Source organism: Enterococcus sulfureus ATCC 49903 (genome assembly GCF_000407605.1).
Classification (GTDB): domain Bacteria; phylum Bacillota; class Bacilli; order Lactobacillales; family Enterococcaceae; genus Enterococcus_G; species Enterococcus_G sulfureus.
Genome location: NZ_ASWO01000003.1, coordinates 272,308 through 287,512, shown reverse-complemented (window position 1 = coordinate 287,512; position 15,205 = coordinate 272,308). Strand labels below are relative to the sequence as shown.

Below are 15,205 nucleotides of genomic sequence, written 5' to 3'. Positions count from 1 at the left end.
TCTATAAACCTTATCTAGTATAGCATAATTTATTAATCAAATGACCCATTTTGCTGTTGATTTTGTACTAAATATGCATGAAGCATGGCGTATTCTGGCAAGACGTTCCAATTGCTCTGTTTAAAGATCGCACTAGCTTCTTGTTGTGCAACTTCGAGTATATGTGCATGTTCAACAAGATCTGCAATCATAAATTCGGGTATTCCAGATTGACGATTCCCAAATACTTCTCCTGGTCCACGTAAAGCTAAATCACGCTCACTGACGATAAATCCATTCGTAGTCTCGGTCATGATTTTCATCCGCTCTTTTCCAATATCATTTTTAGGCTGAGCCACTAAAATACAATAAGATGCTGTTTGACCTCGTCCAACACGTCCGCGTAATTGATGTAGTTGCGCTAAGCCAAAACGATCCGCATCCATAATGATCATGACAGAAGCATTTGGTATGTTTACCCCCACTTCGATCACGGTAGTCGAAACTAAGATTTGCGTTTCATTTTCTTTGAAAGCTTCCATGATTTGATCTTTTTCGCTTGGTCGCATTTTCCCATGCAATAATCCTACAGCAAAGTCAGGAAAAGCTTGCTGCAACTCTTCGTAAATCGCTTGAGCATTTTTGACATCTAAGGTTTCAGATTCTTCAATCAATGGACAAATCACATACATCTGATGGCCCTTTTTCAACTCACCTCGAGCAAATGCCAACGCATCAGACAACTGTGGCGGTTTGATCCATCTCGTCTCGATCGGAATACGTCCTTTAGGCAATTCATCAATAATCGACACATCCATCTCACCATAAGCCGTAATCGCCAGTGTTCTTGGAATCGGTGTCGCCGTCATAAACAAGACATCTGGCTTCAATCCTTTTTCACGTAAAATCTTACGTTGGTTGACACCAAAACGATGCTGTTCGTCTGTGATCACTAATCCTAGATGAGAAAAGGCGACGTCGTCTTGAATCAAAGCATGTGTCCCGACAACAACATCGATTGTACCATTTGCTAATCCAGCGAGAATCTCTTGACGTTCCCGTGTTTTAGTTGAACCGGTCAATAAGGCCACTGTCAGCGATGTTTGTTCAAATAAATGAGTTAAACTCTCCATATGCTGCTGTGCTAAGATTTCTGTCGGTACCATAAGTGCACCTTGAAACCCAGCTGTTTTAGTCGCATAAAGCGCAATCGCGGCAACGATCGTTTTTCCGCTTCCCACATCACCTTGCAACAAACGCTGCATATGTTTTGGGCTTTTAAGATCTGCACAAATTTCGTTGGTGACTTTTTTTTGTGCAGTCGTTAATTCGAATGGTAGTGTTTGGATAAACGCTTTTAATTCATTTGGTTCATAATGAATCGCAAGGCCTTCTTTTGCATCGCGTTCTTTTGCTTTTAATCCTTGGATATTCATCTGGAATAAAAAGAACTCTTCAAAAATCACTCGTCGCTTTGCTTGCTCATACTCTTGATGTGTTTTAGGTACATGCATGGCACGCACTGCTTGAGATCGAGGCAATAAACGGTATTTATCAATTAAGGATTGAGGTAAAATTTCTTCAATTTGTTGTTCATATAACTCAAGTGCCTTTACAATCAAGTCCTGTAAGGTTTTTTGACGAATCGTTTTGTTGACATGGTACACTGGGGCAAAATCTGATTGCTGGCCACTCCCTAAGATCTTCATTCCAGCTAATGAGGCACGTGCAGCATCCCATTTCCCATACACCACCAATTCCTCAAAGGGTACGACTTTATCTTTTAAATACGCTTGATTAAAAAAGGATACTTGAAACACTTCATCATTTTGTTTCATTTTAAATTGCAAACGATTTTTTTTATAGCCAAATCGGCTGACTACAGGTGGGGTCACTACAATGCCCTTTAATGTCACTTTTTCTTGATCCATAATTTCTGTAAGTTGTCGTTCTTGTACGTCTTCATACCGAAATGGATAATACGTGATCAAGTCTTCGACAGTAAAAATCCCTAGACTAGCCAGTGTTTCTGCTCGTTTTGCGCCTACACCCGATAGCGTCGTTACTGATTGCGTAAACATATACTCCTCCTAAACAAAAAAGCTTAGACGAGCCTATGACCAGTCTAAGCTTTTGTATTATTCAGCAGCAAACAAATACGGATAAACCGGTTGTTGCCCTTCATGGATTTCAACTTCTACATCTGCAAACTTCGCTTGCATCGCTTCAGCCATTTTTTCGGCTTCTTTCATTGAACCATCTTCACCGATGATCAAGGTTAAGATTTCTGTATCATCTGTGGCCATACGAGTCATCGTTTCAATACATGTCGTGTACATATCAGGATTAGATACTACGATTTTACCATCGATCATCCCTAATACGTCACCATCTGCAATCGTGATGCCATCGATTTGTGTATCACGAATCGCATGTGTCACAGATCCACTGATAATATCTTCTGCAGCTTGAGTCATCACTGCTTTATTTTCTTCTAATGAACTGGCTTCGTTAAACGCAAGCATCGCAGCCATCCCTTGAGGAATCGTGCGTGTTGGAACAACCACTACTGGAAGTTCAGCAACATCAGCTGCTTGATCCGCTGCCATAAAGATATTTTTATTATTTGGTAATAAAATTACTTTATCTGCGTTCACTTCATCGATCGCTTTTAAAATATCTTCTGTACTTGGATTCATGGTTTGACCGCCGCTAATTACATAGCGTACACCTAGACTAGTGAACAATTCTTTGACACCGTCTCCTGCTGCAATCGCGATCACGGCATACGGTGTGCGTGGCGCTTTTGGTTGTGGCGCTTCTTCTTGTTCTAGAATCGTTTCATGTTGGACACGCATATTGTCGACTTTGATTTTGATCAATGAACCAAATTTTTGCCCGTAATTCATGACCTCACCAGGATGTTCGGTATGCACGTGTACTTTAATGATTTCATCATCGTTTACAACTAATAATGAATCACCTAATTCATTTAAATAGCCGCGGAACGTATCGTAATCAAATTTATCCGTAACTGTTGGTCCTTCACCGATTTTCACCATGATCTCAGTACAATAACCAAACGTGATGTCCTCAGTTGCCATATGGCCTTGTACACTACGATGATGTTCGGCATTGACCATCTCATCCATAACTGCTGGTGATTTTTCAACTGCTTCTGCTTTAAATTCACCTGTCAAAGCGCCTAAAAATCCTTCATAGATAAAGAGTAAGCCTTGACCACCGCTATCGACAACTCCTACTTCTTTTAAAACAGGAAGTAAATCTGGAGTTTTTTCTAGTGCTCGTGTAGCTCCAGTAACGACCGCTTGCATTACCGCAACACAATCATCAGTTTCTTTGGCTTTTTTCTCACCAAATTCTGCTGCAATACGTGCGACAGTTAAAATCGTCCCTTCAACTGGTTTCATTACGGCTTTATACGCTGTTTCCACACCACGTGTAAACGCTTTTGCTAATTCTTCAGCAGATAATGTTTGAACAGTTGGGATTTCTTTTGCAAATCCACGGAACAATTGCGATAAAATGACACCAGAGTTCCCTCTAGCTCCCATTAATAGTCCTTTTGATAATCGTTTTGCTAGTTCTCCTACTTCTTCTGAAACAGAATCGCTAACGGCCTTCGCTCCGCTCGTCATTGATAAATTCATATTGGTTCCTGTATCTCCATCTGGTACGGGAAATACATTCAATGAATTGACATATTCTGCGTTTGCATGTAGACGATTGGCGCCGGCTTGTACCATTTCTTGGAACTGACCTGCGCTAATATTCGTTACTTTCACTGTACTAAATCCTCCTTAAGATCGACAACTACTCTACTAGTCGGGTAACACACGGACTCCTTGAACAAATACGTTCACCGAATTCGCACGCACTCCTAACATGGTTTCCAAATTATATTTCACTTTTTCTTGTACATTGCGTGACACTTCAGAAATTTTTGTGCCATAGCTGACGATCGTGTAGACGTCTACTGCAATCCCATTTTCTTGTTGGCGTACCACTACACCACGTGAATAGTTTTCTTTACGTAAAATTTCATTGATATTGTCTTTAATTTGATTTTTGCTTGCCATACCGACGATCCCAAAAACATCTGTTGCAGCTCCGCCGACAACTGTTGCGATCACCTCATTTGAGATTTCGATAATTCCTGATGCAGTTTTAATTTTAACAGCCATTAGATAGCCTCCTTAACAGGTTTTTCGCCTATTTCTACTATAGTATTTTACCATAGTTATAGGGTAAATAAAAGAACGATCCCGAAGTTCAAGTTCGACCGATTGTGACAAAAACAAACAACTGCTTAAATTTACAACGATTTCACAAAAAAGTCAATCTAGACTCAGTTTTTTCTTGCATTAGAGTGTAAAATGTGGTAAATTCATTTGGTATGAGCCGAATTATAGCGCTCCACATCAAGGCAAAAGGAGGAAATAAACACATGGCTAAAGTTTGCTACTTTACAGGACGTAAGACTAAAAGTGGAAACAACCGTTCTCACGCAATGAATGCGACTAAACGCACAGTAAAACCTAACTTACAAAAAGTTCGCGTGATGATCGACGGAACACCTAAAAAAGTTTGGGTGTCAACTCGTGCTTTGAAATCTGGAAAAGTTGAGCGCGTTTAATCTAATCCACATGAACTAACAACCGTTCGCTTATGGACGGTTTTTTTCTTTGTCCAAATATCCATATTCCCCCCTTTTTTCTTCTTATGGTACACTAATCTTATCGAATTTTCATTGGAGGTTTTTTATGTCTATAACCGCATATCTTCGCTACAATTGGCGTTATTTACTCGCAAGTTTTGCACTCCCTTTAGTTATTATGATGTTCATTTATTTAAGTATCGGGATCTATCCGGGAAGTGATCGCAGTATCTTAGCCAGTGATGCTTTTGCACAATTTTCGAATTTTCATGCAAGTTTCCGCAATATGCTTTTAGGAAAGCAAAGTCTTTTTTACACATGGAGTGGCTCTTTAGGATTAAATTATCTATCGTTGATTTCCTATTATTTAGGTGGTTTTTTCACCCCTCTTGTGATTTTCTTTCCAAATCAATACATGCCAGATGCACTCTATGTCATCACGCTATTAAAAATCGGTAGCGCAGGTCTTTGTTTTTGGTTATTTGCCAATCATACGTTCCAATTAAATCGTTGGAATCAATTGATCTTGTCGCTTTGCTATGCATTAATGTCTTTTGCTATTGCCCATTCTGAAATCATCATGTGGTTAGATACATTTACATTTTTACCATTAATCATCTGGGGGATTCATCGCCTGATCGAGCAACAAAAACCACGTCTTTTATTTTATAGTTATCTTTGTTTATTCATTAGCAATTTTTACATGGGATTTATGGTCGCGCTCTTTTCAGGAATGTATTATCTGGCACTTTTATTTACAGAATGGCCTCAAAGCAAGAAATCTATTCTTCCCTATACATTAAGTGCTCTGCTTGCCAGTGGTGCTTCATTGATCATGGTTTTACCTGCTATTTTAGATTTAAGAACCAATGGAGAAGAATTTACAAAAATCACATCATGGAAAACAGAAGCTACCGGGGTATTTGATTTCTTCATCAAAAATATGGTCGGTGTCTATGATACGACAAAATATGGATCGATCCCATTTATCTATGTCGGCTTGTTTCCGTTAACACTTGCGGTCTTCTTCTTTTTGACACGAGCAATCTCTAAACGTCAAAAACTTAGTTTCGGTGCCATCGCTTTACTACTCTTAATTAGTTTTTATTTCCAACCGTTTAATTTATTTTGGCAAGGAATGCACGCACCAAATATGTTTTTATTCCGTTTTGCTTACCTGTTATCATTTTTAGTCATTACACTAGCAGGTTTTGGTTGGGAACGTTTGACCAAACATGAGTTACCTACTTATCTATTTAGTATCTTGCTTTTACTATTAGGCTTCACATTTGCATATGGAGCCGTTGATAAAACAACACATGCATACTTAACGATCACTTCATTTGCATTGACGATCATTTTTTTACTCGTCTATTTTGTGTGCATGAGTGGGACCTCTTTAAAATTACTTTCACGTAAGCAATTGTCGATTCTATTGTTATTAACGATCGGTGTGGAAGTCAGTCTAAATGCAAATGCAATGGTCCATGGTATTTTGGAAGATTGGAACTACGCTTCACGTAGCTTGTATACCGATCCTCAACCTTCGATCCAATCGCTTGTCGATCAGACCAAACAAGCATCAGACACCTTTTACCGTTTAGAAAATCTTGACCCAGTTTCTTCAAATGATAGCTTTGCTTACAATTATGCTGGAATCAATATGTTTTCTTCTATTCGCAATCGTCATTCGTCAACCTATTTAAATGATTTAGGTTTTCGCTCGCGCGGCACTAATTTAAATATTCGCTACAATAATAACACGCTACTAATGGATGCCTTCACAGGAATCAAATACAATATCGCATCGAGTGGCTTTGACAAATTCGGCTTTAAAAAAATAGCGCAAAAAGGAGCGTATACGCTCTATCAAAATGAATACGCGCTACCATTAGGTTTTACAATACCTGAAACGCGTAAAGAACCAAAAATCATTGCCAACGATAATCTACAAAATCAAACGAATCTGATGAACTATCTTTCTGGCTTAGACCAAACATACTTTGCCTTTGAGCCAATCCAAATGATTCAATCGAATAATACGACAATCAGTACGGTTGGCGAACAAGTAACGTATAAAGAGATCACACCTAATGTGGCCAAAGAACTGACTTATGAAGTCACGATCCCTGCACATACACAAGCTTATTTAAGTCTATTTCCAACTGATTTTAATCAGCTGCAGAGCTCTTCAGCATCCATTACTGTCAACGGAAAACAACGAAAAACACAGATCAATATCAATGGACAATATTATGATCTAGGCTACTACGACCAAACACAGACTGTAACGTTCACTCTAAGTTTATATGGGACAGATCAAGTGACTTTCCAAACACCTAAAGTGATCACCTTAAATACCGATGCCTATACACAAGCAATCGAAGAGATCAAAACAGATGGTGTTGCGTTTAAAACAGGAAATCGTAGTGCAAAAGCAACCGTAACTGCCGATGAAGCAAAAACTTTAGTCACGACTATCCCCTACGATAAAGGATGGAGCGCTACATTGGATGGAAAAAAAGTAGCGGTGACAGAATTTGAAGATGGACTGATTAGTCTGAAAATCCCTAAAGGAGAACACAAAATTGTGTTACGTTATTTCCCACCAGGACTAAAAATGGGGATTTTCTTCTTTATCAGTTGTCTATTGCTTTTCTTTTTCTATCAGCGTTACCTTCAAAAAAACCACTAAATAAGCCAAACCGAGCGAGTTTTTTCATTCGCTCGGTTTTTTTCATGACTTTTTTCAAAAAAAGAGTTTACAAGACTAAAGTTCTCATGTTATATTTCTTTACATGAAAGATCGATTAAAATGAGCCATTAGAAAATTACGGAAAAAGGATGGGAAGTTATTATGCCAAAAGTAAATACGACAGCAGCAGAAATCAAAGAGATCGTGAAAAAAGAACATGTACGCTTTTTACGTTTAATGTTTACTGATATTATGGGAACAATCAAAAATGTAGAAGTTCCAGTTTCACAATTAGATAAAGTATTAGACAACAAAATGATGTTTGATGGTTCATCAATCGAAGGTTTCGTACGTATCGAAGAAAGTGATATGTACTTACGCCCTGACCTAGATACTTGGATGATCTTCCCATGGGAAAATGAACACGGCAAAGTCGCTCGTTTGATCTGTGATATTTACAATCCAGATGGTACTCCTTTTGCTGGAGATCCTCGTGGAAACTTAAAACGCGCCTTAGCTAAAATGGAAGAACTTGGCTTTACATCATTTAACTTAGGACCTGAACCTGAATTTTTCCTTTTCCGTTTAGATGAAAACCGTAATATTACAACTGAATTAAATGACCAAGGTGGTTATTTTGACTTTGCACCAACTGACTTAGGTGAAAACTGTCGCCGTGATATCGTATTAGAATTAGAAGATCTAGGCTTTGAAGTAGAAGCTTCTCACCATGAAGTGGCTCCTGGACAACATGAGATCGATTTTAAATATGCCAATGCAATCGAAGCATGTGACAATATCCAAACCTTCAAATTGGTCGTAAAAACGATTGCACGTAAACATGGCTTACATGCAACATTTATGCCAAAACCTTTATATGGAATCAACGGATCAGGAATGCATTGTAATATGTCTTTATTTAAAGGCAACGAGAATGCTTTCTTTGATCCAAAAGGCGAGATGCAATTAAGCGAAACAGCTTACCAATTTTTAGCTGGTTTAATGAAACATGCCAAAGCGTATACTGCAGTTTGTAACCCAACAGTTAACTCTTACAAACGTTTAGTTCCAGGTTTTGAAGCACCTGTATACATCGCTTGGTCTGGTCGCAACCGTTCACCATTGATTCGTGTACCAGAATCTCGTGGTCTATCTACTCGTTTAGAATTACGTTCAGTGGATCCAAGTGCGAATCCATACTTGGCACTAGCTGCATTATTAACAGCTGGTTTAGATGGAATCGAAAATAAATTAGAAGCTCCAGCACCAGTTGACCGTAACATCTATGTGATGACGGAAGAAGAACGTGAAGCAGTAAATATCTTTGACTTACCTGGTACACTACGTTCAGCCTTAAAAGCGCTACGTAAAGATGATGTCATTGTTGAAGCATTAGGAAGTCATATTTTTAACAACTTCTATGAAGCAAAAACGATCGAATGGCAATCCTTTAGACAAGCGGTTACTGAGTGGGAACGTGAGCAATACTTAGAATTATATTAATAAAAAAGGGGGTGTGACAGAATTCTGTCACACCCCCTAAAAACGAATGAACGGTGTTCCAAAAGTAGCTCCTAAGGAAACAAGCCGAATAATTACCGAAATAGATGATCCTATTACCGGAATTATTCGGCTTGTTTCTTGGAGCTGATCACTTCTGTCACAGCCTCTTTTTTAGTCGTATTTAACTTCTTTTAAATATAACCCTTCAGGATGAGCAGTCGGTCCTGCTAGATTACGATCTTTGGCGGCAATAATTGCTGGAATGCTCGTTTCATCCATTCGGTGGTTGCCAATTTTTAATAGTGTGCCCACCATAATGCGAATCATTTTATATAAAAATCCGTCCCCACGAAATGTAAAGACTAATTCCTGTGTTTCTTCTTTCCATGTCACACTTGCCTCATAGATTGTCCGCACTTTATCCTCGATCGAACTTCCCGAAGCACAAAATGAGGTAAAATCATGCGTTCCTAAAAAATCAGGTAATGCGCGTTCAATTTTTGCTAACTCGATATCATATGGGAAATAACTCGCATAAAAACGAGTGAACGGACTTCTTGGTTTTCCAAGTTGCACGCGAAATTGATACGTTTTTTCTTTGACTAAATAGCGGGCATGGAATGCTTCATCTACTTCTTCTACTTCAATCACCGCAATATCTTCTGGTGTTTGTGTATCTAATCCAAAACGCATTTTTTCTAATGGACGTGGATAAGGAAAATCAAAATGAATCACTTGACCTAATGCATGAACTCCTGCATCTGTTCGTCCAGAACCATGAATTTCAATTCGTTTACTAGCCATTTTGGTCAATGTTTTTTCGATCTCTTCTTGAACGGTACGTGCATTTTGTTGACGCTGAAATCCGTGGAAATTCGTACCATCATACGCGATAATTGCTTTATATCTTACCATAATTCTTCACTCCTACAAAAAAAGCAACTGCATCTAAGCTTGGCAGTTGCTTTCGTTTTTTCTAATTTTTTAACCAAACCAATCCGATTGTCACAAATACAAACACGATCACAGTGAGTGTATCTTTTACTTGCCAATGTAAAATACGATATTTCGTGCGACCATCGCCGCCTTGATATCCTCTTGCTTCCATTGCGGTGGCTAAGTCTTCCGCACGATTAAAACTACTTACAAATAGCGGAATCAATAAGGGTACGATGGCTTTCATTTTCTGCACGATACTACCTTCACCAAAATCGACCCCACGCGCACGTTGCGCATTCATGATTTTTTCTGTCTCATCCATTAATGTCGGAACAAACCGCAAGGCAATCGATAACATCAAAGAAATTTCATGCACAGGAAATTTAATTACTTTTAATGGACGTAAAATCGCTTCGATCGCATCAGATAAAGCGAGTGGCGGTGTACTTAATGTCAGTAAAGTTGAAATAAAAATAATCAACACGAAGCGACAAAAAATAAAAATCCCATTTATTACACCAAACTCCGTCAAACGAAAAATTCCCCATTGCCAATAGACTTCTCCACCGGAAGTAAAGAACATTTGAAGGGCTACTGTAAAAATAATCAGCCACAATAGCGGGCGAACTCCTCGTAAGAAAAAGCCCAAGTTGATCTTAGACAGTAAAATAGCAATAAATGTAAAGACGGCTAAAAATAAATAGCTTTGCCAGTTATTAGCTAAAAATATAATCCCGATAAAATAAAAACTCATCAGTAATTTTGTTCTAGGATCTAAACGGTGAATAATCGAATCGCCTGGAATATAGCGGCCAAAAATCAGTTTATTCATCATGGGCAAGCCCCTCCTTCGTCAAAATCACTTTAGCTAATGCTTCAGCAGTCAACGGAAGTTCATTAAATGTCCAACCTTTTTCTTGAAGACGTTTGGCAAATGCTGCCGCTGTCGGTACACCTAATTGCTTTTCTTCTAACCATGCAACGTCTTGAAAGACATCATTGGGTGTTCCTTGTTTGACAACGCGTCCTTTTTCTAAAACGGTCACATAATCCGCAAAATCTGCTACATCGTCCATCAAATGGGTTACCAGTACAATCGTCAACTGTTTTTCTTTTTGTAGATGGGCAAACATCGCCATCATCTCACGACGTCCTTGTGGATCAAGACCTGCCGTTGGTTCATCCAACACTAAGACTTCTGGTTCCATAGCGAGTACACCTGCAATGGCGACACGTCGCATTTGTCCGCCAGATAAATCAAACGGTGATTTTTTCAAGGTTTCAAGCGGCAAACCGACCAATTCGATATATTCTTCTGCTAACTTAGCTGCGTCTTCTTCGGATACACCAAAATTTTTAGGACCAAACATAATATCTTTTGCAACGGTCTCTTCAAATAACTGTGATTCAGGAAATTGAAATACGATCCCTACTTTTTTGCGTAATGGTTTTAAATTTTTATTATTTGTTGTAGGCGTAATGACACGATCACCAATCGTCACCGTACCTTTTGTTGGCTTTAACAATGCATTCAAATGCTGTAAGATCGTGGATTTTCCCGAACCGGTATGGCCAACAAGCGCGTGATAACTGCCGTCTTTGATTTGAAAATCTAAATCAAATAAAACGCGTTGTTCAAATGGACTATTCGGTTGATAGGTAAAATCTACTTGTTCAAAACGGATGTCCATAACCATTCCACCATCCCTTCTTCGGTCAAATACTGACTAGGTACTTCTAATCCTTGTGCTTTTAAAGCTAATTTTAGTTTTTCAGGAAACGGTAAATCTAACCCCAGTTCAATTAATTCTGGCCCAGCTGAAAAAATCTCTTCTGGTGTTCCTTCTTTGAACAAACGCCCTTGTTTCATGACCAATACTCGATTGGCATTTGCTGCTTCATCGATATCGTGGGTAATCGAAATTACGGTCAATTGATTTTTTTCTTTGATTTTTTTTACTGCTTCGATTACTTCAAAGCGACCTTCAGGATCTAACATACTCGTTGCTTCGTCCAAAATAATGACATCTGGCCGTAATGCTACGACACCTGCAATGGCCACACGTTGCTTTTGTCCACCAGAAAGACGTGCGGGTTCTTTAGTCGCAAAGGGTGTCATACGTACTTGTTCTAAAGCTTCTTGAACACGCGTGACCATATCCTCACGAGGGATCCCTTGATTTTCCATCCCAAAAGCAATATCATCTTCGACCGTAGCCCCAACAAATTGATTGTCAGGATTTTGAAAGACCATTCCAACCGCTCGGCGAATCGCCCAGATATTTTCTTCTGCTAATGTTTGTCCTTTAACACGGACTTCACCATTTTCTGGCAATAACAGGCCGTTGATTGTTTTTGCTAAGGTTGATTTTCCTGAACCATTATGCCCGATGATGGCCACCCATTCTCCTTCATTGATCGTCAAAGAAACTTGATCTAAAGCTGGTTTTTCATCATCTGGTTGATATCGAAACGTTAAGTCTTTTAATTCCACAATCGGTTCCATATTATTCCCCTCACTATTTGGTCTACTTTCAAACACTACCAAAAAAAGCGCTCAAACGCAATGATTCCCACACGTTTTGCGCTTTTAGTTTTTTTCACTTTCCAAAAGCTGTCAAGACAGCTACTCGAGAGTAAAAAAAAACACTTACACTTTATGATGAGTGCATACCCCCTAGTCAAACTAGGGGGTAGCGCTGAGCTAGACTCGGAAAGTCTGAACTTTCCAACATCATAACACTCTTGTATGCATCTCTAAAGTGATGATAAGTGTGATTTTAAACAAGTTCTAGGATAACCATTTTAGCAGCATCTCCGCGTCTTGGTTCTGTCTTCAAGATACGAGTATAGCCACCTTGGCGATCTGTGTAACGAGGTGCGATATCATTGAATAGCTTTTGTAAAGCTGATTCAACTACGATCCCTTCGTTTTCTTCACGAACACTTGCTACTTCATTACGAACGAATGCCGCAGCTTGGCGACGTGCGTGTAAATCACCACGTTTACCTAAAGTGATCATTTTTTCTGCAGTTGAGCGAACTTCTTTCGCACGAGCTTCAGTCGTCACGATACGTTCGTTAATGAATAAATCAGTTGTTAAATCACGCAACATCGCTTTACGTTGACTAGACGTGCGTCCTAATTTACGATAACTCACTTGGTTTCCCCTCCTTCAAAAAGGTTTAATCGTCTTTGCGTAACCCTAGACCAAGGTCATGTAATTTCGCTTTCACTTCTTCAAGTGATTTGCGTCCTAAATTACGTACTTTAATCATTTCAGGTTCAGACTTATTAGTTAATTCTTGTACAGTATTAATTCCTGCACGTTTTAAACAGTTATAAGAACGTACAGATAAATCTAGTTCTTCAATCGTCATTTCTAACATTTTTTCTTTTTGCGTTTCTTCTTTTTCTACCATGATTTCAGCATGTTTAGCCTCATCAGTAAGATTCACGAAAATGTCTAAATGTTCAGTCATGATTTTTGCAGCTAGACTCATTGCATCTAATGGTTCAATTGAGCCATCTGTCCAAATTTCCATTGTTAGTTTGTCAAAATCATCTCTATGACCGACACGAGTGTTTTCTACTTGGTAGTTTACACGACGTACTGGTGTATAGATAGAATCAACAGGTAACACACCGATTGGCATGTCTTCTTTTTTGTTTTCGTCTGCTTGAACATATCCACGTCCAGGTCTCACGGTTAAGCGAGCATTGAAAGTAGCACCTTCAGAAACAGTACAAATATACATATCTTTATTTAAGATCTCTACATCACTGTCAACAAGGATGTCGCCAGCAGTTACTGTAGCAGGACCTGCAATATCGATTTCAAGGGTTTTTTCATCTTCGCCATACATTTTTAATGCTAGGCCTTTGATATTCAAGATGATTTGCGCCACGTCTTCTCGAACACCTTTTACTGTGGAGAATTCGTGCAATACGCCATCAATTTGAATATTCGTGATTGCTGCCCCTGGCAAAGAAGACAATAAAATACGACGTAAAGAGTTACCTAATGTCGTACCGTATCCACGTTCTAACGGTTCAACGATAAACTTGCCATAATCTTTTTCTTCATCAATCTTTGCAATTCTTGGTTTTTCGAATTCGATCATTCTTATCTCTTACCCCTTTCAAAACGAAAAGTGTCTTGTTCAATGACGTAATACTTAAAACTCAAATGAGAAGCACTCATTAAACACGACGGCGTTTTGGAGGGCGGCACCCATTATGAGGAACTGGAGTCACGTCACGGATTGCAGTCACTTCTAAGCCTGCTGCTTGTAATGAACGGATTGCTGCTTCACGTCCTGAACCAGGACCTTTTACAGTTACCTCTAATGTTCTTAATCCATGTTCCATTGCTACTTTAGCTGCAGTTTCTGCTGCCATTTGAGCGGCAAAAGGAGTTGATTTTCTGCTTCCTCTAAATCCTAATGCACCAGCTGATGACCATGCTAACGCGTTACCATGAGTATCAGTGATCATTACGATTGTATTATTGAATGTTGAGTGGATATGTGCAATCCCAGCTTCAATATTCTTTTTGACACGGCGTTTACGATTCACTTTTTTTGCTACCATGAAGATTTAACCTCCTTCACTTAAAAATTATTTTTTCTTGCCTGCAACTGTTTTAGAAGGGCCTTTACGAGTACGTGCATTATTTTTCGTGTTTTGTCCACGAACTGGTAATCCACGACGGTGACGGATTCCACGGTAAGAACCGATTTCCATCAAACGTTTGATGTTTAAGTTAACTTCACGACGTAAGTCACCTTCAACTTTTAATTTATCGATTTCAGCACGGATAGCGTCAGTTTGTTCGTTTGTTAAATCACGTACACGAATTTCTTCTGAAACACCAACGTTAGCTAAAACTTTTTTCGCAGTCGTGTTACCAATACCATAAATATAAGTAAGAGAAACGACTACACGTTTATCACGAGGAATATCTACTCCTGCAATACGAGCCATAGTTTGTTACACCTCCGGTTATCCTTGACGTTGTTTATGTTTTGGATTTGCTGGGCAAATCACCATAACGCGTCCTTTACGACGAATTACTTTACAATGTTCACACATTGGTTTTACTGATGGTCTTACTTTCATGATAATACCTCCTGTGTTTTTACGGAGTACAATTATTTAAAGCGATAAGTAATACGGCCACGGTTCAAATCATACGGTGATAATTCAACCGTTACTTTGTCTCCAGGTAGAATACGAATGTAGTGCATTCTGATCTTACCAGAAACTGTTGCTAGAACTTGATGTCCATTTTCCAATTCGACTTTAAACATTGCATTCGGCAAAGTTTCGACGACTGTACCTTCGACTTCAATCATATCTTCTTTTGCCACGCACAGTACCTCCTTGTACTTTTTCGCATTTTCACACG

Annotated in this window: 16 protein-coding genes; 3 read left to right on the top strand and 13 right to left on the bottom strand. The window is 39.0% G+C overall.

All coding sequences use genetic code 11. The features are described 5' to 3' along the window. Positions 1–32: 32 nt before the first annotated feature. The 3 genes from recG to I573_RS05290 are packed head-to-tail and all read right to left on the bottom strand — an operon-like array spanning position 33 to position 4,184. Entirely contained in the window at positions 33–2,060 is a 2,028-nt protein-coding gene (gene recG / locus I573_RS05300) for an ATP-dependent DNA helicase RecG (RefSeq protein ID WP_016185966.1), read from the bottom strand. A 57-nt stretch (positions 2,061–2,117) separates the two neighbouring features. Then, complete coding sequence (locus I573_RS05295) at positions 2,118–3,785, bottom strand: DAK2 domain-containing protein (RefSeq protein ID WP_016185967.1); 1,668 nt, start codon at positions 3,783–3,785, stop codon at positions 2,118–2,120. A gap of 36 nt (positions 3,786–3,821) precedes the next feature. Next, positions 3,822–4,184 carry an Asp23/Gls24 family envelope stress response protein gene (locus tag I573_RS05290; protein WP_016185968.1) on the bottom strand — a complete coding sequence of 121 codons (363 nt, stop codon included), beginning with the start codon at positions 4,182–4,184 and terminating at the stop codon, positions 3,822–3,824. Between the two features lie 263 nt (positions 4,185–4,447). On the opposite strand from I573_RS05290, the gene rpmB reads away from it, so the two are divergent. The 3 genes from rpmB to glnA all read left to right on the top strand — a co-directional run bounded on the left by rpmB (position 4,448) and on the right by glnA (position 8,855). Continuing rightward, entirely contained in the window at positions 4,448–4,636 is a 189-nt protein-coding gene (rpmB, locus tag I573_RS05285) for a 50S ribosomal protein L28 (protein WP_016185969.1), read from the top strand. Between the two features lie 127 nt (positions 4,637–4,763). Further along, positions 4,764–7,352 (top strand): YfhO family protein, encoded by a 2,589-nt coding sequence (locus I573_RS05280; RefSeq protein ID WP_016185970.1) that lies wholly within the window; start codon positions 4,764–4,766, stop codon positions 7,350–7,352. Between the two features lie 162 nt (positions 7,353–7,514). Further along, positions 7,515–8,855, top strand: a complete 1,341-nt coding sequence (gene glnA, locus I573_RS05275; protein ID WP_016185971.1) for a type I glutamate--ammonia ligase — start codon at positions 7,515–7,517, stop codon at positions 8,853–8,855. 171 nt (positions 8,856–9,026) lie between these two features. On the opposite strand, the gene truA is transcribed toward glnA, so the two are convergent. The 10 genes from truA to infA all read right to left on the bottom strand — a co-directional run bounded on the left by truA (position 9,027) and on the right by infA (position 15,167). Continuing rightward, positions 9,027–9,770, bottom strand: coding sequence for a tRNA pseudouridine(38-40) synthase TruA (truA, locus tag I573_RS05270; RefSeq protein WP_016185972.1), 744 nt, complete (start codon positions 9,768–9,770; stop codon positions 9,027–9,029). Between the two features lie 61 nt (positions 9,771–9,831). Further along, positions 9,832–10,629, bottom strand: coding sequence for an energy-coupling factor transporter transmembrane component T family protein (locus I573_RS05265; protein ID WP_016185973.1), 798 nt, complete (start codon positions 10,627–10,629; stop codon positions 9,832–9,834). Then, the gene (locus I573_RS05260; protein ID WP_035020581.1) at positions 10,619–11,485 is read right to left on the bottom strand and encodes an energy-coupling factor ABC transporter ATP-binding protein; all 867 of its coding nucleotides are present in this window, start codon (positions 11,483–11,485) and stop codon (positions 10,619–10,621) included. Before I573_RS05260 ends, I573_RS05265 begins: the two co-directional genes overlap by 11 nt. Then, a complete protein-coding gene (locus I573_RS05255; RefSeq protein WP_016185975.1) occupies positions 11,461–12,300 on the bottom strand; it encodes an energy-coupling factor ABC transporter ATP-binding protein in 840 nt (279 codons plus the stop codon). Before I573_RS05255 ends, I573_RS05260 begins: the two co-directional genes overlap by 25 nt. A gap of 274 nt (positions 12,301–12,574) precedes the next feature. After that, the gene (rplQ, locus tag I573_RS05250; RefSeq protein WP_016185976.1) at positions 12,575–12,955 is read right to left on the bottom strand and encodes a 50S ribosomal protein L17; all 381 of its coding nucleotides are present in this window, start codon (positions 12,953–12,955) and stop codon (positions 12,575–12,577) included. Between the two features lie 25 nt (positions 12,956–12,980). After that, positions 12,981–13,919: a DNA-directed RNA polymerase subunit alpha gene (locus I573_RS05245; protein WP_016185977.1), complete on the bottom strand. Its 939-nt coding sequence runs from the start codon at positions 13,917–13,919 to the stop codon at positions 12,981–12,983. A 79-nt stretch (positions 13,920–13,998) separates the two neighbouring features. After that, positions 13,999–14,388, bottom strand: coding sequence for a 30S ribosomal protein S11 (gene rpsK, locus I573_RS05240; RefSeq protein ID WP_016185978.1), 390 nt, complete (start codon positions 14,386–14,388; stop codon positions 13,999–14,001). Positions 14,389–14,415: 27 nt separating this feature from the next. After that, positions 14,416–14,781, bottom strand: a complete 366-nt coding sequence (gene rpsM / locus I573_RS05235) for a 30S ribosomal protein S13 (protein ID WP_016185979.1) — start codon at positions 14,779–14,781, stop codon at positions 14,416–14,418. 18 nt (positions 14,782–14,799) lie between these two features. Next, complete coding sequence (gene rpmJ / locus I573_RS05230; protein ID WP_002288710.1) at positions 14,800–14,916, bottom strand: 50S ribosomal protein L36; 117 nt, start codon at positions 14,914–14,916, stop codon at positions 14,800–14,802. Positions 14,917–14,948: 32 nt separating this feature from the next. Continuing rightward, a complete protein-coding gene (infA, locus tag I573_RS05225; RefSeq protein ID WP_002288695.1) occupies positions 14,949–15,167 on the bottom strand; it encodes a translation initiation factor IF-1 in 219 nt (72 codons plus the stop codon). Positions 15,168–15,205 lie beyond the last annotated feature (38 nt).

Bases quoted from the DNA above. Each gene is read 5' to 3' on its own strand.
- recG (WP_016185966.1), bottom strand. From the start codon at position 2,060: ATGTTTACGCAATCAGTAACGACGCTATCGGGTGTAGGCGCAAAACGA.
- rpmJ (WP_002288710.1), bottom strand. From the start codon at position 14,916: ATGAAAGTAAGACCATCAGTAAAACCAATGTGTGAACATTGTAAAGTA.
- rpsK (WP_016185978.1), bottom strand. From the start codon at position 14,388: ATGGTAGCAAAAAAAGTGAATCGTAAACGCCGTGTCAAAAAGAATATT.
- rpsM (WP_016185979.1), bottom strand. From the start codon at position 14,781: ATGGCTCGTATTGCAGGAGTAGATATTCCTCGTGATAAACGTGTAGTC.
- truA (WP_016185972.1), bottom strand. From the start codon at position 9,770: ATGGTAAGATATAAAGCAATTATCGCGTATGATGGTACGAATTTCCAC.
- rpmB (WP_016185969.1), top strand. From the start codon at position 4,448: ATGGCTAAAGTTTGCTACTTTACAGGACGTAAGACTAAAAGTGGAAAC.
- I573_RS05245 (WP_016185977.1), bottom strand. From the start codon at position 13,919: ATGATCGAATTCGAAAAACCAAGAATTGCAAAGATTGATGAAGAAAAA.
- I573_RS05280 (WP_016185970.1), top strand. From the start codon at position 4,764: ATGTCTATAACCGCATATCTTCGCTACAATTGGCGTTATTTACTCGCA.
- glnA (WP_016185971.1), top strand. From the start codon at position 7,515: ATGCCAAAAGTAAATACGACAGCAGCAGAAATCAAAGAGATCGTGAAA.
- I573_RS05255 (WP_016185975.1), bottom strand. From the start codon at position 12,300: ATGGAACCGATTGTGGAATTAAAAGACTTAACGTTTCGATATCAACCA.
- I573_RS05290 (WP_016185968.1), bottom strand. From the start codon at position 4,184: ATGGCTGTTAAAATTAAAACTGCATCAGGAATTATCGAAATCTCAAAT.
- I573_RS05265 (WP_016185973.1), bottom strand. From the start codon at position 10,629: ATGATGAATAAACTGATTTTTGGCCGCTATATTCCAGGCGATTCGATT.
- I573_RS05260 (WP_035020581.1), bottom strand. From the start codon at position 11,485: ATGGACATCCGTTTTGAACAAGTAGATTTTACCTATCAACCGAATAGT.